Below are 24,186 nucleotides of genomic sequence, written 5' to 3'. Positions count from 1 at the left end.
CCTCTCTGGGGCGCGCGGGCGCGGGCGAACTCTCAGGTGCGGAACGGGAATCCGTACACATGCAGCGCGACGTTCTCGCGCCCCTCGGTCGCGCCGGCCGCCTCGGCGGCGCGGCCCTTCTCGTCGTACTTCCTGGCGAGGGCGAGCAACTCCTCGCCGAGTTCGGCCAGTTCGGCGGGGGTCAGCCGCAGCAGCGACTCGTTGTCCGGTGCGGCGGAGTTCCATTCGGGGCCCCAGGTGGGGCGTTCGTCGAGGTAGCGGCGGTACATGTCGGCCCGCTGCTCGTGGAAGAGCCTGGTGGCGGCCAGATGTGCGGAGGCCCTCTCGGGTGCGTCCCGGAAGTCCTTGTCCCTGATGCTGACGCCCTGCGACGAGGGCTGCCACCAGCGCTCGCGGCCGTCCCCGCTCTGCGGCTCGGCCGCCTCGATCAGCCCGTGCTCGGCGAGCTTGCGCAGGTGGTAGCTGACCAGTGAGACCGCTTCGTCGACCTGCTCGGCGAGCTGGGACGCGGTGGCGGTGCGGGCCACGCACAGCCCTCGGTACAGCTGCATCCGCAGGGGGTGGGCCAGGGCCTTGAGGGTTCCCAGGTCCGTGATCGGGAGGTTCTCCGTGCCGCTCATGACACCACCGTAGATACGAAAGGAAAGTTGCGCAATATAAATTGCGCAACTTTCCTTTCCCTTCCCGCCACGAGTAAGCCCCGGCCACCAGGTGACCGGGGCTTACCGAAACCTCTCCTACGCGAGACCGAGTCTCCGGGGCGTCACCGCACCGGATGCCCCGCCTCCCGCAACGCCTGCTTCACCTCGCCGATCCGCAGGTCGCCGAAGTGGAAGACGGACGCGGCGAGCACGGCGTCCGCGCCCGCGGCGACGGCCGGCGGGAAGTCGGCCAGCCTGCCCGCGCCGCCGGAGGCGATCACCGGCACCGTGACGTGCTTCCGTACGGCCTCGATCATCTCGATGTCGTAGCCGTCCTTCGTGCCGTCGGCGTCCATCGAGTTGAGCAGGATCTCGCCCGCGCCCAGCTCGGCGGCCCGGTGCGCCCACTCGACGGCGTCGATGCCGGTGCCCTCGCGGCCGCCGTGGGTGGTGACCTCGAAGGTGCCCTCGGCGGTCCGGCGCGCGTCCACCGACAGGACCAGCACCTGCCGCCCGAAGCGCTCCGCGATCTCGCGGATCAGGTCGGGGCGGGCGATGGCGGCCGTGTTGACGCCGACCTTGTCCGCGCCCGCCCGCAGCAGCTTGTCGACGTCCTCGGCGGTGCGGACGCCGCCGCCCACGGTGAGCGGGATGAAGACCTGCTCGGCGGTGCGCCGCACCACGTCGTACGTCGTCTCGCGGTTGCCCGAGGACGCGGTGATGTCCAGGAACGTCAGCTCGTCGGCGCCCTCGGCGTCGTACACCTTGGCCATCTCGACGGGGTCGCCCGCGTCGCGCAGGTTCTGGAAGTTGACGCCCTTGACGACCCGGCCGTTGTCGACGTCCAGGCAGGGGATGACTCGTACGGCCAGGGTCATGACTCGGGTGCCTCTCGGTACGCCTCCACCTCGACCTCGACCACCAGGCTGGGGTCCACGAAACCGGAGACGATGATCATGGATGCGGCGGGCCGGACGGAGTCGAACAGCTCCTTGTGAGCGCGTCCGACATCCTCCACATCGCGGGCGTGGGTGAGGTACATGCGCGTCCGTACGACGTCCTCGCGGCCGAGATCCAGCTGCTTCAGCGCCGCCAGCGCGACGTTGAACGCGTTGACCGCCTGCTCGTACGGGCCGCCTCCGGCGATCTCGCCGTCCACTATCGAGGTGCAGCCGGAGACCAGTACCAGCCCGTTCGGCAGTTCCACCGCGCGGGAGTACCCGAAGGCGTCCTCCCAGGGGGCGCCGGTCGTGACGCGTCGCAGCTCGCTCACTTGGCCACCGCCTCCAGGGCCTCTTCCAGGGTGAACGCCTTCGCGTACAGGGCCTTGCCGACGATCGAGCCCTCGACACCGAGGGGCACGAGCTCGGCGATGGCACGCAGGTCGTCAAGGGACGAGACCCCGCCGGACGCCACCACCGGGCGGTCGGTCGCCGCGCACACGTTCTTCAGCAGCTCCAGGTTCGGGCCCTGGAGCGTGCCGTCCTTCGCGATGTCCGTGACGACGTACCGCGCGCAGCCCTCCTTGTTGAGGCGCTCCAGCGTCTCGTAGAGGTCGCCGCCGTCGCGGGTCCAGCCGCGGCCGCGCAGGGTCGTGCCGCGTACGTCGAGGCCGACCGCGATCTTGTCGCCGTGCTCGGCGATGACCTTGGCGACCCACTCGGGGGTCTCCAGGGCGGCCGTGCCGAGGTTCACCCGGGTGCAGCCGGTGGCGAGGGCCGCGGCGAGCGTGGCGTCGTCGCGGATGCCGCCGGACAGCTCCACCTTGATGTGCAGTTCCTTCATGCGCTCCGCGACCCCGGCGATCAGCGCACGGTTGTCACCCGTGCCGAACGCGGCGTCCAGGTCCACGAGGTGCAGCCACTCGGCACCCGCCCGCTGCCAGGCGAGCGCCGCCTCCAGAGGAGAGCCGTACGAGGTCTCCGTACCGGACTCGCCGTGGACGAGGCGGACCGCCTGGCCGTCACGGACGTCGACGGCGGGGAGGAGTTCGAGCTTGGCCATGGTCTACAGGGTTCCGATCCAGTTGGTGAGCAGCTGCGCTCCGGCGTCGCCGGACTTCTCGGGGTGGAACTGGGTGGCCCACAGAGCGCCGTTCTCGACGGCCGCGACGAAGGGCTTGCCGTGCGTCGACCAGGTGACGAGCGGGGCGCGCATCGCCGGGTTGGCGACTTCGAGGTTCCAGTCGTGGACGGCGTACGAGTGCACGAAGTAGAAGCGCGCGTCCGTGTCCAGGCCGGCGAAGAGCTGCGAGCCCGTCGGTGCCTCGACGGTGTTCCAGCCCATGTGGGGCACGATGTCGGCCTGCAGCGGCTCGACCGAGCCGGGCCACTCGTCGAGGCCCTCGGTCTCCACGCCGTGCTCGATGCCGCGCGCGAAGAGGATCTGCATACCGACGCAGATGCCCATGACCGGCCGGCCACCGGCGAGACGACGGCCGACGATCCAGTCGCCGCGCGCCTCCTTCAGCCCCTTCATGCATGCGGCGAAGGCGCCCACACCGGGCACCAGCAGGCCGTCCGCGTTCATGGCCTTGTCGAAGTCACGCGTTATCTCGACGTCGGCACCCGCGCGCGCGAGGGCGCGTTCCGCCGAGCGCACGTTCCCGAAGCCGTAGTCAAAGACGACTACGCGTTTGGAAGGGGAGCTCAATTCCACACCTCCAGCCTCAGGACGCCCGCGACCAGACACATGCCGGCGCCGATCGACAGCAGCACGATGAGACCCTTCGGCATCTGCTGCTTGATGAAGGAGTAGACGCCGCCGAGCAGGAAGAGCCCGACGACGATGAGGATGGTGTTGAGGCCTGTCATGGCTTTACAGCGCGCCCTTCGTGGAGGGAAGGATTCCGGCGGCGCGCGGGTCGCGCTCGGAGGCGTACCGCAGGGCCCGGGCGAGGGCCTTGAACTGGCACTCCACGATGTGGTGCGCGTTGCGCCCGTACGGCACGTGGATGTGCAGCGCGATCTGGGCCTGCGCGACGAAGGACTCGAAGATGTGCCGGGTCATCGTCGTGTCGTACTCGCCGATCATCGGCGCCATCTTCTCGGGCTCGGTGTGCACGAGGTACGGGCGGCCGGAGAGGTCGACGGTCACCTGCGCGAGCGACTCGTCCAGCGGGACCGTGCAGTTGCCGAAGCGGTAGATGCCCACCTTGTCGCCGAGGGCCTGCTTGAAGGCGGCGCCGAGCGCGAGGGCGGAGTCCTCGATGGTGTGGTGCGAGTCGATGTGCAGGTCGCCCTCGGTCTTCACGGTCAGGTCGAACAGACCGTGCCGGCCGAGCTGGTCGAGCATGTGGTCGTAGAAGCCCACTCCTGTCGACACATCGACCTTGCCGGTTCCGTCGAGATCGATCTCGACGAGGACCGAGGTCTCCTTGGTCACCCGCTCCACACGTCCTACGCGGCTCATGCGCTCTGCTCCTTCTTCAGTTCACGTACCGCGTCGAGGAACGCGTCGTTTTCGGCGGGGGTTCCGGCGCTGACCCGCAGCCACCCCGGTACGCCGTTGTCCCGGACCAGGACGCCCCGGTCGAGGATCTTCTGCCAGGCGGTGTGCGACCCGTTCTCCCCGTCGAACCGCCCGAACTGCACGAAGTTCGCGTCGGACTCGGTCACGTCGAAGCCGATCGCCCGCAGTTCGAGGACGAGCCGGTCCCGCTCGGTCTTCAGCTGCTCGACGTATCCGAGCAATGTGTCGGTGTACTCCAGGGCGGCCAGCGCGGTCGCCTGCGTGACGGCCGACAGGTGGTACGGCAACCGTACGAGCTGGACGGCGTCCACGACCGCCGGGTGCGCGGCGAGATAGCCGAGGCGCAGCCCGGCCGCGCCGAACGCCTTCGACATCGTCCGGGAGACGACGAGATTCGGCCGACCTTCGAGCAGCGGCAGCAGCGAGTCGCCGTGGCTGAACTCGATGTACGCCTCGTCGACCACGACCATCGACGGCTTCGCCGCCTGCGCGGCCTCGTACAGCGCGAGGACCGTCCCGGGCGGAACCGCGTTGCCCGTGGGGTTGTTGGGGGTGGTGATGAAGACGACGTCGGGCTTGTTCTCGGCGATCGCCTGCTCGGCGGCCGCGAGGTCGATCGTGAAGTCCTCGTTGCGCGGCCCGGAGATCCATCCCGTGCCGGTGCCGCGCGAGATCAGGCCGTGCATCGAGTACGAGGGCTCGAAGCCGATCGCCGTGCGGCCGGGCCCGCCGAAGGTCTGCAGCAGCTGCTGGATGACCTCGTTCGAGCCGTTGGCCGCCCAGACGTTCCGGAGGCCGACCGCGTACTTGCCGGTCTTCGTCAGGTACTTGGCCAGCTCGGTGCGCAGCTCGACCGCGTCCCGGTCGGGGTAGCGGTTGAGGTTCCGCGCGGCCTCGCGCACCCGCTCGGCGATCCGCTCGACGAGCGGCTCGGGCAGCGCGTACGGGTTCTCGTTCGTGTTCAGCCGTACGGGGACGTCCAGTTGGGGCGCGCCGTACGGGGACTTGCCGCGCAGCTCGTCGCGTACGGGGAGGTCGTCGATGCCGGTCACTTGCTGGGCACCTTCCAGTCGAACCGTGCCTTGACGGCGGCACCGTGGGCGGGGAGATCCTCGGCCTCGGCGAGCGCCACCACGTGGTGGGCCACCTCCGCGAGGGCGTCGCGCGTGTAGTCGACGATGTGGATCCCGCGCAGGAAGGACTGGACCGACAGACCCGAGGAGTGGCAGGCGCAGCCGCCGGTCGGGAGGACGTGGTTGGAGCCGGCCGCGTAGTCGCCGAGCGAGACGGGCGCCCAGGGGCCGACGAAGATCGCACCGGCGTTGCGGACACGGTCCGCGACCGCGCTCGCGTCGGCCGTCTGGATCTCCAGGTGCTCGGCGCCGTACGCGTTGACGACCCGCAGGCCCTCCTCCACGCCGTCGACCAGCACGATCGCGGACTGCCTGCTGCTCAGCGCCGGGACGATCCGGTCCTCGATGTGCTTGGTGGCCGCGATCTGCGGCTCAAGCTCCTTCTCCACCGCGTCGGCCAGCGCGACCGAGTCGGTGACCAGGACGGCGGCGGCCAGCGGGTCGTGCTCGGCCTGGCTGATCAGGTCGGAGGCGACGTGCACCGGGTCGGCGCTCTCGTCGGCGAGGATCGCGATCTCGGTCGGACCGGCCTCGGCGTCGATGCCGATCCTTCCGGCGAAGTAGCGCTTGGCGGCGGCGACCCAGATGTTGCCCGGGCCCGTGACCATGTTGGTGGGCGGGCAGGACTCGGTGCCGTACGCGAACATCGCGACGGCGGTCGCGCCGCCGGCCGCGTACACTTCGTCGATCCCGAGCAGCGCGCAGGCGGCCAGGATCGTGGGGTGCGGCAGGCCGCCGAACTCGGACTGGGCCGGGGAGGCGAGGGCGATCGACTCGACGCCCGCCTCCTGCGCCGGGACCACGTTCATGATCACGGACGACGGGTAGACGGCCCTGCCGCCGGGCGCGTACAGCCCGACCCGGTCGACCGGCACCCACTTCTCGGTGACCGAGCCGCCGGGCACGACCTGAGTGGTGTGCGTGGTGCGGCGCTGCTCGCGGTGGACGATGCGGGCGCGGCGGATCGACTCCTCCAGGGCCGCGCGGACGGCCGGATCGAGCTGTTCCAGTGCCTCCGTGAGCGCACGCGCCGGGACGCGGACGGACTCCAGGCGTACGCCGTCGAACTTCTCCGCATAGTCGATCAGCGCCGCGTCTCCCCGATGATGCACGGCCTCGCAGATCGGACGCACCTTCTCCAGGGCGGCCGAAACGTCGAAGTCGGCTCGGGGCAGCAGGTCGCGCAGAGCGGAGCCCTCGGGGAGGGCGTCGCCGCGCAGATCGATTCGGGAGATCACGAACCAATTCTCTCAGACGGGGTTCGGGCGCCGGACTGCTGTATCAATCGCTGATACGGGCCTCGGATCACCGGTGGGCACGTGGCCCGATTTCGTTGTTGGTGCGTGTTCCGGAAGATCACCTTCACCATTGGCGTTCAGGCAGTCACTCAGCGGGCATCACAGGAACGACTGTACGAAACCCGCGAGTAGCGGGGGAGAAAGGGAAGACCGTGACCCAGGGGGCCGGCGTCCGCGCCGGAGAACTGCCCGATGACCTGACCGCCGCCGAAGCCGGGATGTGGCAGGCGTTCCGCAACGGCAGCGTGTACGACCTGCGCGCCGGGGACACGACCGTCGACGATCCGCACGGCGGCCATCCATGGGGCCCCGAGCGCTGTGTGCGGGCCCGGATAGTGGCCTGGCTGCTGCTGGACGGACCGCCCGCGCTCGACGGCCGCGTCGCCTCCCTCAAGCTGACCGGCGTCCAGATCATCGACGTGCTGGACCTGGCGGGCGGCACGATCGAGCCGTACGTCGAGATCAAGGGCTGCCGGTTCGAGAAGGAGATCCTGCTGCCGGAGGCCCGGTTCACGACCGTGCGCCTGGTGGACTGCGCGGTGCCGCGCCTTGAGGCGGCCCGGGTGCACACCGAGGGCGATCTGCATCTGCCGCGCTGCCGCTTCCACAACGGCGTACGCCTCACGGACGCGCACATCGGCACGGACCTGCTGCTCAACCAGGCGATCGTCTACCGGGACCGGCGCGGGCGCTCCCTCACCGGCGACGGGATGACCGTCGGGCAGGACCTCCAGGCCGAGATGCTGGAGTCGCACGGCGAGCTGAGCCTGCGCGGCGCGAAGGTCGGCGTCTCGCTCAGCCTGCGCGGCAGCCGGCTGGCCAATCCGTACGGGAGCCGCCGCGCGCTGAACGCACCGCAGCTGACCGTCGAGCGCACGCTGTACCTGACCCCGGCGAGCGTCGGCGACCCCCTCCACACCAGTGGCCGCACCCCGGCGCGCGGCACCCGCGTCCAGCGGTTCGAGTGCGAGGGCGGGATCCGGCTCGACGACGGCCGGTTCGGGGACGCGGTCGACTTCGAGCAGGCCCGGCTCATCCTGCGGGACGGCCAGGAGGTCTCGCTGCGCCGCGTCCAGGTGCCCGAACTGCGCTTCCTCGGCGAGCGGCCGCAGCGCGGACGGGTCGTGCTGAACGGCGCGAAGGTGGTCAACCTGATGGACCAGGCGACCAGCTGGCCGGGCGCGGGGCAGCTGCAGATGGGCGGCTTCCAGTACGAGTACCTCGTGCCGCGCGGCCCGTTCCCGCTCGCCCGGCGCCTGGAGTGGGTGGCCGCGGCGACCCCGGAGTACAACCCGGAGCCGTACGAGCGGCTGGCGACCGTGCTGCGCAACGGCGGCGAGGACGAGGACGCCCGCGAGGTGCTGCTCGCCAAGCAGCGCCACCGGCGCGAGAACCTGCCGATCGCCGCCAAGCTCTGGGGGTACGCGCAGGACTGGACGGTCGCCTACGGGTACCGGCCGGGGCGGGCGGCCGTGTGGATGGCCGTGCTGTGGGCGGCGACCTCCATAGCCTTCGCACATGCCGACCATCCGCCGCTCAAAAGCGGCGAACATCCGCCGTGGAACCCGTCGCTGTTCGCCCTGGACCTGCTGCTGCCGGTCATCGATCTCGGCCAGGTCGGCTACTGGCAGCTGCGCGGCGGCTGGCAGTGGCTGTCCGCGGTGGTGATCCTGCTGGGCTGGGTCCTCGCCACGACGGTGGCGGCGGGCGCGACACGGATGCTGCGCAGAGGATGAGCAGGGGCCGGGCAGAGGTTGAGCAGGCCTCTCTCCCGGGTCGCGCACAACTGCTTGACACATGAACAACAGTCACCTTTTACCCGGCCTTGACCATTCCGCACGCAACCAAACCATGGTTACAAAAGCGTCACCGCGTACCCCCTGGCACCCGTCCGACCTGCGGGTTTTCAATGGGCACCACCATGGCACTGCTGCGCGCGTTCCTCCGTACGGCACGGATGGCGCGGAACACTTCGCGCCTCGCCGCCGGCCTGCCCGCCGACGACGAGGTACTGCTCGACGCGCCGGACGAGCGGCTCGGACCGGCGCTCGTCGCCGCGGGCCGCGGCGAGTACGGGACCGCGGCGAAGCTGCTGTCCACCACCCGGGAGGCCGCCGAGTGGGAGAACCGGGACCGGTACGCGACGCGCCTGGCCGCCTTCGCGCGCTCCCGGCCGGAGTGGTTCGACGACTGGTGCTCCGACGCCCCGCACGACCCGGACGCCCTGCTGGTCAAGGCCGAGCTCGCGGTGTGCCGGAGCTGGGAGTCGCCGGCCCGCGCCGAGCTGCTGCGCCAGGTCGCGCCGCTGATCTCCGCGGCCGCCGAGGGCGACCCCCGCGACCCGGTGCCGTGGCGCATCGCGCTCGACCACGCCCGGGGCACGAACACCCCGCACACCGCGTTCGAGCGGCTGTGGACCGAGGCCGTACGCCGCTCCCCGCACCACTACGGCTGCCATGTGGCGGCCCTCCAGTACCTGTCCGCGGCCTGGTACGGCTCGCACCGCGAGTGCTTCGACTTCGCCGAGCGGGCCGCGCAGGACGCGCTGCCCGGCTCCCTCGTCCAGGCCCTGCCGGTGCGTGCTGCCTTCGCGTATCTCACCGAGGGCGGCGGAGCGGCCGTGCCGCGCGAACGCCTCGACAGGGCGGCCGACCTCGCGATCGCCGTCTCCGGGGAGTACGCGACCGCCGACCCCTGGCCCGCGGAGGTCCGCAACCTGCTCACCTACGTGCTGATCCGCCTCGAACGCTGGCAGGACGCACTGGCGGAGCTGCATCGGATCGGGCCGTACGCCACCTCGTTCCCCTGGGACCGCGTCTCGGACGACCCGCTCGGCCAGTTCCTCGAACTGCGCGACGGAATACGGATCGAGGTGGCCTCGGGCATGCCCCTGAAACTACGCAACGGGGATCTTCCGTATCCACGGAGTGAGCACGGCGGACGTGCGCCCTCCGGTGACCATTAGGCTTTCTCGTCGTGACCACCGTCCGGCTCCCACTCTTCCCCCTGAACTCGGTGCTGTTCCCCGGGCTCGTACTGCCCCTGAACGTCTTCGAGGAGCGCTATCGCGCAATGATGCGCGAGCTCCTGAAGACCCCCGAGGACGATCCGCGCCGGTTCGTCGTCGTCGCCATCCGCGACGGCCACGAGGTCGCGTCCACCGCGCCCGGTATGCCGGACCAGACCGCCGTACCCCAGCGCGGGCCCGCGGCCGGCTTCGGCGACGACCCGGCGAAGGCCTTCCACGAGGTGGGCTGCGTCGCGGACGCGGCGACCATCCGGGAACGGGCCGACGGCAGCTTCGAGGTGCTCGCCACCGGTACGACCCGGGTGCGGCTGCTCTCCGTGGACGCCTCCGGTGCCTTTCTGACGGCCGAACTGGAGGAGCTGGAGGAAGACCCCGGCGAGGAGGCCGGCGCGCTGGCCCAGGGCGTGCTGCGGGCCTTCCGGCAGTATCAGAAGCGGCTCGCGGGGGCCCGGGAGCGGTCCCTGTCGACCGGGGCCGAGCTGCCGGACGAGCCGGCCGTCGTCTCGTACCTGGTCGCGGCCGCGGCGATGCTCGACGTACCGGCGAAGCAGCGGCTGCTCCAGGCGCCGGACACGGCGTCCCGGCTCCGCGAGGAGCTGACGCTGCTGCGGGCGGAGACCGCGATCATCCGCAACCTGCCGTCGTTGCCCGCGTCGGAGCTGACGCGGGGCCCGACGAGTCTCAACTGACGCGGACCAGCAAGGGCAAGTGGACCAGCAAGGGCGAAGGGCACGGGTCTTGGCCAAGAAGTCGAAGAAGCAGCAGCAAAAGGGGGCGCGCGAAGCGCATTCGAATATGGGTGGTGGGGGGCGACGGGCGGGAGGGACGCCCGCGACCGTGGCGCTCACCGCGGCGGGCGTCGAGTTCACGGTCCACGCCTACGAGCACGACCCTTCGCACCCCTCGTACGGGGAGGAGGCGGCCGAGGCGATGGGCGTCTCCCCGGACCGGGTCTTCAAGACGCTGGTCGCGGACGTCGACGGGGAGCTCACCGTCGCCGTCGTGCCGGTGGCCGGCTCGCTCGACCTCAAGGCGCTGGCCTCGGCGGTGGGCGGCAAGCGGGCCGCGATGGCCGATCCGGCCGCCGCGGAGCGTTCCAGCGGGTATGTGCGCGGGGGGATCTCGCCGCTCGGGCAGCGCAAGCGGCTGCGTACGGTGCTGGACGCGTCGGCCTCGGCCCACGCCACCGTTTGTGTGTCCGCGGGGCGGCGGGGGCTTGAGGTGGAGCTTGCTCCGGAGGACCTCGCCAAGCTCACGGACGCGGTGCTGGCTCCTGTCGGGCGTGCGTGACCCCTGGACGGGGAGCGGGTTCTCGGTTAAGTACCGAGGGCATGTCGAAGAAGACGCGCAAGAGGAAGTGGCGGGTCAAGAAGGGGCGGTCGAACCACGGGCATCGCCCGGCGTAGGACCGTTTTCAGCCGCGGGTGCGTGGGGGTTGCTCGCGCCCACGCGGCGGAGCCGCAAATGTCACAGCCCCGCCCCCCTCACGGGCCGCTCTGAGGGTACTGGGGCTGGTCGTACGGGTCCGGGTCCCTCGGGGCGAACAGAGCGGTCAGGCCCAGGTGGACCAGGAGGGCCGAGACGGACCAGGCGAGCAGGGCGCCCTTGGCGTTGAGGACGAGGGGGGCGTCGAAGGTGACGCCCTTGCCGGCCTCCTTGGCGTGGGCGATCACGTCCTGGGTGGGGCCGAGCCAGATGCCCAGGCGCCAGGCGAGCAGGGAGGCGAGGATGCCTCCGACGGTGAGCGCGACGATCAGCGGAATGCCGCCGCGACGCCGCAGCAGGAAGACGACCACCGCGGTGACCAGGCCGAAGCCGACCGCGAGCAGGGAGAAGGTGCCGTCCACGCCGATGGCCTGCTCCCCCTCCACGTCCTTGGGGTAGACCGCCGCGCCGTCCGAGACCAGCGGCACACGCGGCGCCAGCCAGCACCACAGCAGCCCGAGCAGTACGCCGCCGATCGCCGTCGCGACCGTGATGACGGCGGCCTCGCGCAGTTCGGTCTTCATCCCGGGGCCGTCCTCCTCATGACCGGGCGCATACCCGGGGGGCGGCGCCTGCCAGACGTGGTGCGGAGGCTGGTGGTTCGGCTGTGGAGGCGGAGTCAGCGGTGCGGTCACACCGACATCGTGCCAGGCCCGCCTGTCGGCCGCGTCACCGGACGGCCGCCCGGCGGTAGGCCCAGGTCGCGACGGCCAGCGAGGCGACGCCGACGCCCGCGCACACGGCGAGGTCGAGCAGGACGACACCCCACTCCGGGTCCGCCCCGAAGGTCAGCGCGAAGGCCTCGACGCCGTACGTGGAAGGCAGCAGGTCACGCGCGTACTGGACGACCATCGGCAGCCGGTCGGGCGGCAGCACCCCGAGCAGCAGCGCCGCGGACATGCCCAACTGTCCGAGCAGTGTGGCGAGTTCGGGCCGGGGGGCGAGCAGTCCGAGCGCCGCCCCGAGCCCGGCGAGCGCGGCGCCCGCGAGCGGGATGACGGCGATGAGGATCCACAGGTGGGTCAGCGGCAGCCCAAAGAGCATGCAGCCGACCACGGCGGTGACGAGGGTCCCCGGCACGGTGAAGGAGGCGTACGCGGCGGCCGCGCCGAGCACGACGGCGGCGGGCGGCACGGGCAGCGTCGCGTAGTGGTCGAGGCCGCCGCTGGCGCGCAGCTGGCCGAAGTACTGGGCGAGCAGGTTGAGCGCCACGAACGCGACCACGAGGACCGACGAACCGGCCACCACGGCATGTGCCTCGTCCCCGCCGTCCACGACCCCGCGCATCAGGACCATGATCCCGACGGACTGGAAGGTCGCCACGAACAGCAGCGGGATCCGGGCCACCCGGGCCCGGGAGAGCTGCGCCCGGTAGACGGCGGCCAGGGCCGGCCAGAGCCGCGCGCGCGGCCCGAGCCCGGCTACGGCACGGACTCCGTCCTCGGTGTCCGTGCCATGACCGGACCGGTTCCCGTCCGCACGGGCTGCGCCGGGCAGGACCTCGGCGGGTACGACACTCACGTCGAGCGGCTCCTGTTCGCTTCGGCTGTCGTCCTGTACCTGTTCCGTACGGCTGTGGAGGCCCGCACGCTCATGCCTTGACCAACCCCCGTACGTTTCCTGCGCTGCCGCCCAGCGCCAGGTACACGTCCTCCAGGCTCGGCGTGGCGAGCGTGAAGTCGTCCAGGGCCGCGAAGGCGGCGCCGCCGGTGACGGCCGCCACGGCCGCGCGGGCCTCCTCGGGGGCGAGCCGCAGCGACCAGCGACGGCCCGACTCTACGGCCCGGTCGCGCAGGGCGGCGACCTCGGGCACGTCGAGGGGTGCGCGCTCGCGCCAGACGAGTTCGAGACGCACCTCGCCGGCGACCTGCTCCTTCAGCCCTGAGGGGGTGTCGCAGGCGATGACACGGCCCCGGTCGAGGACGGCGACGCGGTCGAGGACCGTCTCCGCCTCGATGACGTTGTGGGTGACCAGGAGGACCGTCGTGGCGTGCTCGACCCGGCGCCGGTCGACGGCGCCCCAGACGGCACGGCGGGCGACGGGGTCCATGCCGGTGGTCGGCTCGTCGAGGACGAGGAGCGGCCGCGCGCCGACGAGCGTGGTGGCGAAGCAGGCGAGTCTGCGCTGCCCGCCGGACAGCTTCTTCAGCGGCCGCGAGGCCAGCGCGGTGAGCCCCAGCTCCTCCAGGACCGCGTCCCGCTCGGCCCGCGCGCTGCGTACGTCGAGCCCGCGCAGCCGCCCGGTGGTCTCCGCGGCGAGCGACACGGTCAGCTCGTCCAGCGCGGTGGACTCCTGTCCCAGGTACGCCAGAATCCGCGCCGCCCGCTCGGGATGGCGCACGATGTCGTGCCCGAGGATCTCGACACTGCCGCGGTCGGGGCGCATCAGCCCGGTCAGCTGCCGTACGAGGGTGGTCTTGCCCGCTCCGTTCGGCCCGAGCAGCCCGAAGATCTCACCTCGCCGGATGTCGAGCCGTACCCCGTCGGTGGCCCGCACCTCGGGCGTCCCGGGTGCTCCGCGCCGACCGCGCACCGCCGGATAGGTCTTCGTCAGATCCCGCACCGCGCACACGACATCCCCGCCGTGCCCGTTCCGGACTCCCTGTGCGGTGCGCGTACTCACGAGGACTGAGGGTACGGGGTCCCGCCCCCACGACGATGCCCGGGGCGGGCATACACCCAATATCGGCCCCCACGAGGGGCGCGAGGAACGACGCGCTCAACCCTCACGGCCCGCAGCCAACAACGCAGGGGCACAGCCCCGTCAGGGGCGCGGGGAACTGCGCGACCGGCCCCCACCCAGCCGCAGACAACGCACAACCTCAGCCCGGCGGCAAGCCAACCTCAGCCAACCGCCTACTCCCCCGCGGGAGCGTGCTCCGCCGCGGTCCGCACGTCGATCTCCCGCCAGAACCCCGCCCGGATCGCATACCGGTCATGCTCATCGATCTGATCGTCCTTGTGGGCGAGCAGCCCGAACCGAGCCGCATACCGCAACAACTCCCCGTCGATGCGATGCGGCACCCGCGGATACATCGTCGACAGCTTCTGCAACTGGGCCTGGTCCGACAGCCGCCCCATCCACCGCCGGGCAAAAACCTGCCCGACCTCGTACGGATCCCCACCCACCGTCGTGATGTCCTCCTCACGATCGGCCCACCGCTGCTCGGCCGACGTGAGTTGCGCGAGCGTGGGCAGCAGCGCGGCCTCCGCGGACTCCGCGGCGGTACCGGGCCGGTCGACCCACCCCTTGTCGGAGGACCACCGAAGCGTCGCGTTGGCGGGCTGCGGATGCGCATGCGTCCCGGGCGCACGCAACGCGGCCAGATCCTTCGGCGTCGGAACGCCACCCTTGGCGGCCGGAGCCCTCTCCTCCGTGCCGTTCTCACTGGGCGCGGCCTGCGTGTGCTCGGCATCCCGCGAGGGCCGCTCATCCGCGGAGGCCAGCGCGGACTCGGGCAACGGCGCGGAGAGGATCGCGGCGATCTCCGGCCGCGGAACGGGCGGCGGCGCGCAGACCCCGCCGAGATCCTTGGCCTGTACGGCCTTGGTGATCCAGATGCGGTCGAGGACACGCCGCTCGTCGGCCTCGGCGACAAGGTCCTCGGACTGGTTGTAGTCGCCGTCGGCGGCCTGCACGGCCCACAGGTGCACGGCGACCCCGTGCTCCTTCGCGGCCATCATGCCGGGCAGCAGATCCCCGTCCCCGGTGACGAGCACGACGTCGGAGCAGGCGCGGTTGCGTGCCAGCTCCGTGAGCTCGGCGTGCATGGCGGCGTCCACGCCCTTCTGCGCCCAGCGCCCGTCGCTGCGGGTCAGCGCGCCCAGGCGCACCGTGACCCGCGGCATCACCCGCAGTCTGCGGTGCTCGGGCTGCGGTACGCGGTCGGGGGCGCCGTCGAACCAGTAGATGCGCAACAGGGGCCGTTCCGTGTCGGACTCGGCGCGCTCGCGCAGGCCCTGGATGAGGGCGGCGTGGTCGACGGTGATCCGGGAGCGGGAGGAATCCCCGGCGAGGAGACTGGCAGCAGCCCCGAGCAGGTACCCGGCGTCCACCAGGACAATGCAGCGGTCCACGCGATCCACCCTCTTTCCGGGAGGTTTGCTTCGGGCTTCCTTCGAGTCTGCCCGACCCTGCGGAGGTTAACGGCCGGAACTCGATCTTCGGCGTGGCGGATCGGCAGATCACTCACCGACAGGGCTTATTACGCACGGTAATTCTCCGAAATGCGCTTGTTGTCGCGCTATGTGAGTCTGGTCCCGGCCCTGGCCCCGAGATCCCCCGTAGGAGGCAGATCACCATGGCCAAGAACAAGAACCGCAAGCAGGGCGGGCAGCAGGACCGCTCCTCGCAGGCCGAGCGCGCGCAGGAGCAGGCAGACCGGTCCTCGGCGGAGGCGCAGCAGTCGCCGATGTCGCAGGCCCAGGGCAGCCCCGCCGATGTCGCCCGTAAGCACCAGAAGCGCTTCGGCCACAACTGAGGCCCCGGCGAGGCCTGTTGAGGCTGCTGAAGCCCAGGCACACGACGAGGGGCGCATCCGCGACGGATGCGCCCCTCTCGTATGTCGACTGTCGGTTCAGGCCGACTCAGCCGCCGGCCACTGGTTCAGCCCGCCAGGCAGGACGGCCCGAGCAGCACTTTCAAGTCACCGAAGAGCGCGGGGTCCGGCTTCACCCGGTGCCGGTCGAGCCGCAGCACCGTGGTCTTGCTCGGGCCCTGGAGCCTGATCCGCACCTCGCTCTCGCCCTTGTGGTGGCTGAGGATCTCGCCGAGCCTGCTGATCATCGGCGGGGTGACCTTCAGCGCCGGGATGGTGAGGATCACGGGCGCGTTGGTGCCCGCGTTCGACAGGTCCGGGACCTGGAGTTCCATCGCGACGAGCCGGGGCACGTCCTCGCGCTTGTCGAGGCGTCCCTTGACGAACACCACCGCGTCCTCGACGAGTTGGGTCGACACCAGCTGGTAGGTCGCCGGGAAGAACATGCACTCGATGGAGCCCGCGAGGTCCTCGACGGTGGCGATCGCCCAGGCGTTGCCCTGCTTGGTCATCTTGCGCTGCAGGCCGGAGATGATCCCGCCGATGGTGACGACCGCGCCGTCCGAGTGCTCGCCGCCGGTGAGCTGGGCGATGCCCGCGTCCGCCTTGTCGGACAGCACGTGCTCCAGACCGAACAGCGGATGGTCGGAGACGTACAGGCCGAGCATCTCCCGCTCCTGGGCGAGCAGGTAGGCCTTGTCCCACTCGTCGGTGGTGAACTCGACGTCGAGCCCGAAGCCGGGCTCGCTGCTGTCGTCCTCGCCCATGCCGCCGAAGAGGTCGAACTGGCCCTCGGCCTCCTTGCGCTTGACCGCGACCACGTTGTCGATCATCGGCTCGAAGTGCGCGGTGAGGCCCTTGCGGGTGTGCCCCATGGTGTCGAAGGCGCCGGCCTTGATCAGCGACTCCGTGGTGCGCTTGTTGCACGCGGCCGCCTCGACCTTGTCGAGATAGTCGGGGAACGAGCCGTACTTCCCCTTGGCCTTGCGGCTGCGGATGATCGACTCGACGACGTTCGTACCGACGTTGCGCACCGCCGAGAGGCCGAAGAGGATCACGTCGTCGCCCTGCGCGGCGAAGTTCTGCTCGGACTCGTTGACGTTCGGCGGCAGGACCTTGATCTTCATGCGCCGGCACTCGTTGAGATAGACCGCCGACTTGTCCTTGTCGTCCTTGACCGAGGTGAGCAGCGCGGCCATGTACTCGGCCGGGTAGTTCGCCTTCAGATAACCGGTCCAGTACGACACCAGTCCGTACGCGGCCGAGTGGGCCTTGTTGAAGGCGTATCCGGCGAAGGGGACCAGCACGTCCCACAGGGCCTGGATCGCCTCGGCGCTGTAGCCGTTCTTCTGGGCGCCCTCCTGGAAGAGGACGAAGTTCTTCGCCAGCTCGTCGGGCTTCTTCTTGCCCATCACGCGGCGCAGGATGTCGGCCTCGCCGAGTGAGTAGCCGGCGATGATCTGGGCGGCCTTCTGGACCTGCTCCTGGTAGACGATCAGGCCGTAGGTGACCGCGAGGACCTCTTCGAGCGGCTCCTCCAGCTCCTTGTGGATCGGCGTGATCTCCTGGCGCTTGTTCTTGCGCTCCGCGTAGTTGATGTGCGAGTTCATGCCCATCGGGCCCGGCCGGTAGAGGGCCGAGACGGCGGAGATGTCCTCGAAGTTGTCGGGCTGCATCTGGCGGAGCAGCGAGCGCATCGGGCCGCCGTCGAACTGGAAGACACCGAGGGTGTCACCGCGGCAGAGCAGTTCGAAGGTCTTGGGGTCGTCCAGCGGGAGGGAGAGCATCTCCAGATCGATGCCCTTGTTGGCCTTCACCATCTTGATGGCGTCGTCCATGATCGTGAGGTTGCGCAGGCCCAGGAAGTCCATCTTGAGCAGACCGAGCGACTCGCACTGCGGGTAGTCCCACTGCGTGATCGTGACGTTGTCGGTGTGCCGCACCCAGACCGGGGCGTGGTCGACGATGGGCTCGCTGGACATGATCACGCCGGCCGCGTGCACACCCATCTGCCGGACCAGACCCTCGACGCCCTTCGCGGTGTCGATGACCTTCTTCACGTCCGGCTCGTTCTCGTACATCCCGCGGATCTCACCGGCCTCGCCGTAGCGCGGGTGCGAGGGGTCGGTGATGCCGTTCAGGTCGATGCCCTTGCCGAGGACGTCGGCGGGCATGGCCTTGGTGAGCCGGTCGCCCATCGCGTACGGATAACCCAGCACGCGCGCGGAGTCCTTGATGGCGTTCTTCGCCTTGATCTTTCCGTACGTGCCGATCATGGCGACTTTGTCGGCCCCGTACTTCTCCGTCACGTACCTGATCACCTCGACGCGCCTGCGCTCGTCGAAGTCGATGTCGACGTCGGGCATGGACACGCGCTCGGGGTTCAGGAACCGCTCGAAGATCAGACCGTGCGGGATCGGGTCGAGGTCGGTGATGCCCATGGCGTACGCGACGATCGAGCCGGCAGCGGAGCCTCGGCCGGGGCCGACCGCGATGCCCTGGTTCTTGGCCCACATGATGAAGTCGGCCACGACGAGGAAGTAGCCGGGGAACCCCATCTGGATGATGACGTCCATCTCGTACTCGGCCTGCTTCTGGCGGTCGTCGGGGACGCCGGCGGGGAAGCGGCGCTCCATTCCGCGGCGCACCTCCTCCTGGAACCAGGTGACCTCGGTGAAGCCTTCGGGGATGTCGAACTTCGGCATGAGGTTCTTCGCCTCGAACATGCCCGTCGTGTCGATCTGTTCGGCCACCAGGAGGGTGTTCGCACACCCCTCCTGCCAGGCCTCCGAGGAGTCGACGGCGTACATCTCGTCCGTCGACTTCAGGTAGTAACCGGTCCCGTCGAACCGGAAGCGGTCCGGATCGGAGAGGTTCTTGCCGGTCTGGATGCACAGCAGCGCGTCGTGCGCGGTCGCCTCGTGCGCGTACGTGTAGTGCGAGTCGTTGGTCACCAGCGGCGGGATGCCGAGCTTCTTGCCGACCCGCAGCAGGTCGTCACGGACCCGGCTCTCGATCTCGATGCCGTGGTCCATCAGCTCCAGGAAGTACCGGTCCTTGCCGAAGATGTCCTGGTACTCCGAGGCCGCCTTCACCGCCTCGTCGAACTGGCCGAGGCGCAGCCGGGTCTGCAGTTCGCCGGAGGGGCATCCCGTGGAGGCGATCAGCCCCTCGGACCACTGGGAGATGGTCTCCTTGTCCATCCGCGGCCACTTCTGCAGCCAGCCCTCGGCATACGCGTCCGAGGACAGCCGGAACAGGTTGTGCAGGCCCGTCTTGTTGGCCGCCCAGATCGTCTTGTGCGTGTAACCACCGGAGCCGGAGACGTCGTCCCGCTTCTGATGCGGCTGCCCCCACTTGATCTTCCGCTTGTTGCGCCGCGACTCGGGGGCGACGTACGCCTCGATGCCGATGATCGGCGTGACGCCCGCCTTCTTGGCCGAGTGGAAGAAGTCGTACGCCCCGTGCAGGTTGCCGTGGTCGGACATCGCGATATGGGTCATGCCCATCTCGTTGCACGCGTTGAACATGTCCTTCAGCCGCGCGGCACCGTCCAGCAGCGAGTACTGGGTGTGGACGTGCAGGTGCGTGAACGGCGGCTTTGACACGGCTTCGGCCTCCAAGAAGAACAGGTGTCGACGACGGTCCGGCCGGCTGCGAACAGTCTGGCGGACAGCGTCGAAGTCTATGCCTCGGCACTGACACTCGGAGGAGTCTCCCCCGTACCTTCGTGAGGGGAAGACGGGCACTCCCGCGTACCTTCGTCCGTTGGAAGACGACGGAGGCATCCGCTCCGGCGGACGGCACATTCCGTCCCACTTGTCATGCACCACCTGCACCAGGAGGCACCCAGCGATGTCGGTTCCGCAGCTCAGCGCCGAGCAACGCGGCGAACAGATCCTCGCCGTCTTCGACACCGCCTTCGGCGAACTGCTGGCCGCCGACCCGGCCGCGTTCCGCGTGAAGTTCCGGAAGATGGCGGCCTCCGCGTTCGCCTTCTACCGCGGCACGGCCGGCCTCTTCTATCACGACCTGGAGCAGGAGAAGCGGGGCGGACCGTACCTGGACGAGCGCACCTCGCGCGTCTGGATCCACGGCGACCTGCACGCGGAGAACTTCGGCACGTACATGGACGCCCAGGGGCGTCTGATCTTCAACGTGAACGACTTCGACGAGGCGTATGTCGGCCCCTTCACCTGGGACCTCAAGCGCCTCGCGGCCTCGGTGGCCCTGATCGGCTACGCGAAGGCGCTGAGCGACGAACAGATCACCGACCTCGTCCGGACGTACGCGGCCGCCTACCGCGAGCGCATCCACGCCCTGGCGACGGGCGCCAAGAGCGACGAGGTGCCGCCCTTCACGCTGGACACCGCCCAGGGCCCGCTCCTGGACGCCCTGCGTGACGCCCGCTCGCTGACCCGCTTCGGGCTGCTCGACTCGATGACCGAGATCCGCGACTTCGAGCGCCGCTTCGCGCCGGGCGGCGGCTCCATCGAGCTGGACGCGGCCACGCGCTACAAGGTCCTCGCGGCCTTCGACGGCTATCTGGAGACGCTGCCGGAGGCGTCCCTGTCCCGCCCCGACTCGTACCGCGTGAAGGACGTCGTGGGCCGCCGCGGCATCGGCATCGGCTCGGCGGGGCTGCCCTCGTACAACATCCTTCTGGAGGGCGCCACCGACGCCCTGGAGAACGATGTGGTGATCTACATCAAGCAGGCGCAGACCCCGGCCGTCTCCCGGCACATCACGGACTCCTCGATCCGTGAGTACTTCCAGCACGAGGGCCACCGCACGGTGATCTCCCAGCGCGCCCTCCAGGCGCACGCCGACCCGTGGCTGGGCTGGACCGAGCTGGACGGCGCGGGCCAGCTCGTAGCCGAGGTCTCGCCGTACGCGGTGGACCTGGACTGGGGCGACATCGACGACCCGGAGGAGATCGCGGCGGTCGTCGCGGACCTCGGCCGCTCCACCGCCACCATGCACGCGGCGGCGGACGACGAGAGCGGCCACTCGGAGCTGGTGCCGTTCTCCACGGAGCGCGCCATCGACGCGGCGATCGCGGGCGACGAGGACAGCTTCGGCGACCTCCTTGTCGACTTCGCGCACGAGTACGGCGCACGGGCGCGTGCCGACCACCAGATCTTCGTGGACCTTTTCCGTAACGGCCGGATTCCGGGTCTGTAGGCATCGCACAACGCACAGGAACCCTTTAGGGACCTCTTACGGGAGTACGTGGGACACTCTCCACCGCTATGGACATATCCGGGACCCAGCTCAGAGCCGTGCGCGCGGCGCTGTTCACGGCACTCGTCGTGACGCTCAGCACCGCGTCGCACGTGCTGCTGTCCCAGGTCCCGCTGCCGATGACCACCGTGGCCGTGATCGCGGGTGCCGTCTTCGTCGTCGCGTACGCGCTGGCGGGCCGTGAGCGCGGCTTCGGACGGATCGCCGCCCTGCTGATCCCGCTGGAGCTGGCCGCCGACACGCTGTTCACCGCCGGCCAGCACGCCTGTTACGGCAAGGCGGGCGGCCCGGTGGCGGGCCCGCTCCGCTCGGTCGGTTTCGACATGCTGTGCGGCGGCGAGGTCGGCACCCCGCTGGCGCGGGTCACCGGCGGCGAGACCCAGCCCGCCGCGGCCCTGCTCGCGAACGCCGACCCGGCCGCCGCCTGGCTGCTGCTCGGCGCGCACATCGGTGTGGGGCTGCTCGCGGCCGCCTGGCTGCGGCGCGGCGAGCGGGCCCTGGCCCAGCTCCTGGACGCCGTGGCCGCGGCCACCTTCCGGCCGCTGCTGATCGCGGTCGCCGCGGTGACCGTCCACTTCACTCCCGTACGCCGGCTGCCGCGCCCCACGCGCCGGGTCGCCGCCACGCGTACGCGCCTCTTCGTGCACTCCCTGGGACGACGTGGACCACCGTGCTCGGCCGTATTCGCCTGAGCACACCAGTCCCCGCACACCTGCCATCACCACGGAGAACACCATCATGAGCAAGAGGAACAGCCAGGCCGCGAAGTCGGCGGCCCGTGAGCGGCTGCGCGTCGAGCGCGAGCGTCAGGCCAAGCGCGAGAAGGTCAGGCGGCAGGTCATCGTCGCCGGTTCGATCGTCGCGGTGCTCGCGATAGCCGGCGGCATCGGCTACGCCGTCGTACAGAACAACGAGCCCTCGAAGTGGGACGCGGCCGCCGACGCGAAGGTCGTCGCCCCCGCCAACACCAGCGGCACGAACGGCACGGCCGTCGTGGTCGGCGACTCCAAGACCAAGAACACGGTCCACCTCTACGAGGACGCGCGCTGCCCGGCCTGCGCCTCCTTCGAGCAGACCGTCGGCGAGACCGTCAACAAGGGCATGACGGACGGCGACTACAAGCTGTCCTTCACCCTCGGCACCTTCCTCGACGGCAACCTCGGCGGCGACGGCTCGAAGAACGCGCTGAGCGCGCTCGGCGCCGCGCTGAACGTGAGCACCGACGCGTTCCTGGAGTACAAGACCGCGCTGTACTCGACGAAGTACCACCCCGAGGAGACGACGGACGAGTTCTCCAAGGACAGCTACCTGATCAAGGTGGCGGACACGGTGGACACGCTGAAGGGCAACAAGAAGTTCCAGGACGCCGTCGAGAAGGGCACGTACGACGCCTGGGCGATGAAGATGAGCAAGACCTTCGACGACGCCAAGGGTGTCGACTCGACGCCGACCATCAAGATCAACGACAAGGTGATCAAGAATCCGAGCACGGTCGCCGACTGGGAGAAGTCGCTCAAGGACGCGGGCGTCACCAAGTAACGCGGGCAGCGCAAGCAGCGCAGGGCGTGGAGCGAGCAGCTCAAGTAACGCGCTGTATAAGGGCGGGCGAACTCTTCCGGGTTCGCCCGCCCTTCACGTCTTCTGCCTTACCGAAAGCGCTACCCGTCAGTAATCTGATCGGCCGTGACCAGTCGACTCAGATCCCTCTCCAGCCCCAACTCCCCCGCTCCGCGCCGCCGTACGGTGGTCAAGGCGGCCGCGGCCACCGCCGTGCTCGGAGCCCCGCTCGCCGCCGCGCTGCCGGCCCGCGCCGCCGAGGCCCCCGCCTTCCTGCACGGCGTCGCCTCCGGTGATCCGCTGCCGGACGGCGTCCTGCTGTGGACCCGGGTGACGCCCGCGCCCGAGGCGACACCCGGCTCCGGTCTCGGCCCGGACGTCCAGGTCGGCTGGACGGTGGCCACGGACAAGGCGTTCACGAACGTCGTCGCGAAGGGCTCCACCATCGCGACCGCCGCCTCCGACCACACCGTCAAGGCCGACATCCGCGGCCTGAGGCCCGCCACGGCCTACTGGTTCCGCTTCTCCAGCGGTGGCACGGACTCGCCGGCCGCCCGCACCCGGACCGCCCCGGCCCATGACGCGGCCGTGGCCGGTATGCGCTTCGGCGTGGTGTCCTGCGCCAACTGGGAGGCCGGCTACTTCGCCGCCTACCGGCATCTGGCCGCGCGCGGCGACCTGGACGCCTGGCTGCATCTGGGCGACTACATCTACGAGTACGGCACCGGCGAGTACGGGACGCGCGACACCGTCGTACGCCCGCACGCCCCCGCGCACGAGATAGTCAGCCTCGCCGACTACCGCACCCGGCACGGCCGTTACAAGACCGACCCGGACCTTCAGGCCCTGCACGCGGCCGCCCCCGTCATCGCGATCTGGGACGACCACGAGTTCGCCAACGACACCTGGTCGGGCGGTGCCGAGAACCACACCGAGGGCGCGGAGGGCGCCTGGTCCGCCCGCCAGTCGGCCGCCAAGCAGGCCTACTTCGAGTGGATGCCGGTGCGGCCCGCGATCGAGGGGACCACCTACCGGCGGCTGCGCTTCGGCAGGCTGGCCGATCTCTCGCTGCTCGACCTGCGCTCGTACCGCTCGCAGCAGGTGACGGTCGGCAACGGCTCGGTGGACGACCCGGACCGCACGCTCACCGGCCGGGCCCAGCTCGACTGGCTGAAGGCGGGCCTGAAGTCCTCCGACACGAGCTGGCGGCTGGTCGGCAACTCCGTCATGATCGCGCCGTTCGCCCTCGGCTCGCTCTCCGCCGAACTCCTGAAACCGCTCGCCGAGCTGCTCGGCCTGCCCAAGGAGGGCCTCGCCCTCAACACCGACCAGTGGGACGGCTACACCGACGACCGCCGCGAACTGCTCACGCATCTGCGGGACAACGCGATCCGCAACACGGTCTTCCTCACCGGCGACATCCACATGGCCTGGGCCAACGACGTGCCGTACAACGCCGGTACGTATCCGCTGTCGGCGTCCGCCGCCACCGAGTTCGTCGTCACGTCGGTGACCTCCGACAACCTCGACGACCTCGTCAAGGTCCCGGAGGGCACGGTCTCCGCCCTCGCCTCACCGCTGATCCGGGCCGCCAACCGGCACGTCCACTGGGTCGACACCGACCGCCACGGCTACGGCGTCCTGGACCTCACCGCCGAGCGGGCGCAGATGGACTACTACGTGCTGTCCAGCCGCACGTCCGCGAACGCGACGGCGTCCTGGGCCCGTTCGTACCGCACGCGCAGCGGCACACAGAAGGTGGAGCGGGTGTACGACCCGATCTGATCCCGC

The 24,186-nt window shown here is 70.3% G+C and carries 23 protein-coding genes; 9 read left to right on the top strand and 14 right to left on the bottom strand.

The window, feature by feature from the left end:
• Nucleotides 1–32 precede the first annotated feature (32 nt).
• From ACZ5VQ_RS14150 to hisD, 9 genes are all read right to left on the bottom strand, one after another.
• A complete protein-coding gene (locus ACZ5VQ_RS14150; protein ID WP_362074044.1) occupies nt 33–620 on the bottom strand; it encodes an ArsR/SmtB family transcription factor in 588 nt (195 codons plus the stop codon).
• A gap of 143 nt (nt 621–763) precedes the next feature.
• Nucleotides 764–1,519: an imidazole glycerol phosphate synthase subunit HisF gene (gene hisF / locus ACZ5VQ_RS14145; RefSeq protein WP_469105109.1), complete on the bottom strand. Its 756-nt coding sequence runs from the start codon at nt 1,517–1,519 to the stop codon at nt 764–766.
• Entirely contained in the window at nt 1,516–1,914 is a 399-nt protein-coding gene (locus ACZ5VQ_RS14140) for a RidA family protein (protein ID WP_469105108.1), read from the bottom strand. The genes hisF and ACZ5VQ_RS14140 overlap by 4 nt, the downstream gene beginning before the upstream one ends.
• On the bottom strand, nt 1,911–2,645 hold the full coding sequence (priA, locus tag ACZ5VQ_RS14135; RefSeq protein WP_469105107.1) for a bifunctional 1-(5-phosphoribosyl)-5-((5-phosphoribosylamino)methylideneamino)imidazole-4-carboxamide isomerase/phosphoribosylanthranilate isomerase PriA: 735 nt from the start codon (nt 2,643–2,645) through the stop codon (nt 1,911–1,913). The genes ACZ5VQ_RS14140 and priA overlap by 4 nt, the downstream gene beginning before the upstream one ends.
• A 3-nt stretch (nt 2,646–2,648) precedes the next feature.
• Nucleotides 2,649–3,299 carry an imidazole glycerol phosphate synthase subunit HisH gene (gene hisH / locus ACZ5VQ_RS14130; protein ID WP_469105106.1) on the bottom strand — a complete coding sequence of 217 codons (651 nt, stop codon included), beginning with the start codon at nt 3,297–3,299 and terminating at the stop codon, nt 2,649–2,651.
• On the bottom strand, nt 3,290–3,454 hold the full coding sequence (locus ACZ5VQ_RS14125) for a hypothetical protein (RefSeq protein WP_200398857.1): 165 nt from the start codon (nt 3,452–3,454) through the stop codon (nt 3,290–3,292). The genes hisH and ACZ5VQ_RS14125 overlap by 10 nt, the downstream gene beginning before the upstream one ends.
• Before the next feature lie 4 nt (nt 3,455–3,458).
• Nucleotides 3,459–4,052, bottom strand: coding sequence for an imidazoleglycerol-phosphate dehydratase HisB (gene hisB, locus ACZ5VQ_RS14120; protein ID WP_359725515.1), 594 nt, complete (start codon nt 4,050–4,052; stop codon nt 3,459–3,461).
• Nucleotides 4,049–5,164 (bottom strand): histidinol-phosphate transaminase, encoded by a 1,116-nt coding sequence (locus tag ACZ5VQ_RS14115; protein WP_469105105.1) that lies wholly within the window; start codon nt 5,162–5,164, stop codon nt 4,049–4,051. The genes hisB and ACZ5VQ_RS14115 overlap by 4 nt, the downstream gene beginning before the upstream one ends.
• Nucleotides 5,161–6,483: a histidinol dehydrogenase gene (gene hisD, locus ACZ5VQ_RS14110; protein WP_469105104.1), complete on the bottom strand. Its 1,323-nt coding sequence runs from the start codon at nt 6,481–6,483 to the stop codon at nt 5,161–5,163. Before hisD ends, ACZ5VQ_RS14115 begins: the two co-directional genes overlap by 4 nt.
• A 212-nt stretch (nt 6,484–6,695) precedes the next feature.
• Here hisD and ACZ5VQ_RS14105 point away from each other — a divergent pair, with 212 nt between their 5' ends.
• From ACZ5VQ_RS14105 to ybaK, 4 genes are all read left to right on the top strand, one after another.
• Complete coding sequence (locus tag ACZ5VQ_RS14105; protein ID WP_469105103.1) at nt 6,696–8,279, top strand: oxidoreductase; 1,584 nt, start codon at nt 6,696–6,698, stop codon at nt 8,277–8,279.
• Nucleotides 8,280–8,452: 173 nt separating this feature from the next.
• Entirely contained in the window at nt 8,453–9,508 is a 1,056-nt protein-coding gene (locus tag ACZ5VQ_RS14100; protein WP_469105102.1) for a hypothetical protein, read from the top strand.
• A gap of 11 nt (nt 9,509–9,519) precedes the next feature.
• Complete coding sequence (locus ACZ5VQ_RS14095) at nt 9,520–10,260, top strand: LON peptidase substrate-binding domain-containing protein (RefSeq protein ID WP_190230354.1); 741 nt, start codon at nt 9,520–9,522, stop codon at nt 10,258–10,260.
• A gap of 49 nt (nt 10,261–10,309) precedes the next feature.
• Complete coding sequence (gene ybaK / locus ACZ5VQ_RS14090) at nt 10,310–10,861, top strand: Cys-tRNA(Pro) deacylase (protein WP_469105101.1); 552 nt, start codon at nt 10,310–10,312, stop codon at nt 10,859–10,861.
• Nucleotides 10,862–11,055: 194 nt separating this feature from the next.
• On the opposite strand, the gene ACZ5VQ_RS14085 is transcribed toward ybaK, so the two are convergent.
• From ACZ5VQ_RS14085 to ACZ5VQ_RS14070, 4 genes are all read right to left on the bottom strand, one after another.
• A complete protein-coding gene (locus ACZ5VQ_RS14085) occupies nt 11,056–11,691 on the bottom strand; it encodes an AAA family ATPase (protein WP_469105100.1) in 636 nt (211 codons plus the stop codon).
• Nucleotides 11,692–11,725: 34 nt separating this feature from the next.
• Entirely contained in the window at nt 11,726–12,577 is an 852-nt protein-coding gene (locus ACZ5VQ_RS14080) for an ABC transporter permease (RefSeq protein ID WP_469105099.1), read from the bottom strand.
• Nucleotides 12,578–12,647: 70 nt separating this feature from the next.
• The gene (locus ACZ5VQ_RS14075; RefSeq protein WP_469105098.1) at nt 12,648–13,679 is read right to left on the bottom strand and encodes an ABC transporter ATP-binding protein; all 1,032 of its coding nucleotides are present in this window, start codon (nt 13,677–13,679) and stop codon (nt 12,648–12,650) included.
• A 233-nt stretch (nt 13,680–13,912) separates the two neighbouring features.
• Nucleotides 13,913–15,133 (bottom strand): NYN domain-containing protein, encoded by a 1,221-nt coding sequence (locus ACZ5VQ_RS14070; protein WP_469105097.1) that lies wholly within the window; start codon nt 15,131–15,133, stop codon nt 13,913–13,915.
• Between the two features lie 224 nt (nt 15,134–15,357).
• On the opposite strand from ACZ5VQ_RS14070, the gene ACZ5VQ_RS14065 reads away from it, so the two are divergent.
• Nucleotides 15,358–15,537, top strand: coding sequence for a hypothetical protein (locus ACZ5VQ_RS14065; RefSeq protein ID WP_143637796.1), 180 nt, complete (start codon nt 15,358–15,360; stop codon nt 15,535–15,537).
• Nucleotides 15,538–15,662: 125 nt separating this feature from the next.
• On the opposite strand, the gene dnaE is transcribed toward ACZ5VQ_RS14065, so the two are convergent.
• Complete coding sequence (gene dnaE / locus ACZ5VQ_RS14060) at nt 15,663–19,202, bottom strand: DNA polymerase III subunit alpha (RefSeq protein ID WP_469105096.1); 3,540 nt, start codon at nt 19,200–19,202, stop codon at nt 15,663–15,665.
• Nucleotides 19,203–19,449: 247 nt separating this feature from the next.
• Here dnaE and ACZ5VQ_RS14055 point away from each other — a divergent pair, with 247 nt between their 5' ends.
• From ACZ5VQ_RS14055 to ACZ5VQ_RS14040, 4 genes are all read left to right on the top strand, one after another.
• Nucleotides 19,450–20,778, top strand: a complete 1,329-nt coding sequence (locus tag ACZ5VQ_RS14055; RefSeq protein ID WP_200398845.1) for a DUF2252 domain-containing protein — start codon at nt 19,450–19,452, stop codon at nt 20,776–20,778.
• Between the two features lie 68 nt (nt 20,779–20,846).
• Nucleotides 20,847–21,530, top strand: coding sequence for a hypothetical protein (locus ACZ5VQ_RS14050; RefSeq protein WP_469105095.1), 684 nt, complete (start codon nt 20,847–20,849; stop codon nt 21,528–21,530).
• A gap of 46 nt (nt 21,531–21,576) precedes the next feature.
• A complete protein-coding gene (locus tag ACZ5VQ_RS14045; protein ID WP_469105094.1) occupies nt 21,577–22,377 on the top strand; it encodes a DsbA family protein in 801 nt (266 codons plus the stop codon).
• Nucleotides 22,378–22,521: 144 nt separating this feature from the next.
• Nucleotides 22,522–24,180 carry an alkaline phosphatase D family protein gene (locus tag ACZ5VQ_RS14040; RefSeq protein WP_469105093.1) on the top strand — a complete coding sequence of 553 codons (1,659 nt, stop codon included), beginning with the start codon at nt 22,522–22,524 and terminating at the stop codon, nt 24,178–24,180.
• Nucleotides 24,181–24,186: the final 6 nt, after the last annotated feature.

It is taken from the genome of Streptomyces sp. NPDC033178, from assembly GCF_055577685.1.
The sequence above is the reverse complement of the archived record's forward strand: the minus strand, read 5'-3'. Positions and strand labels throughout refer to the sequence as shown.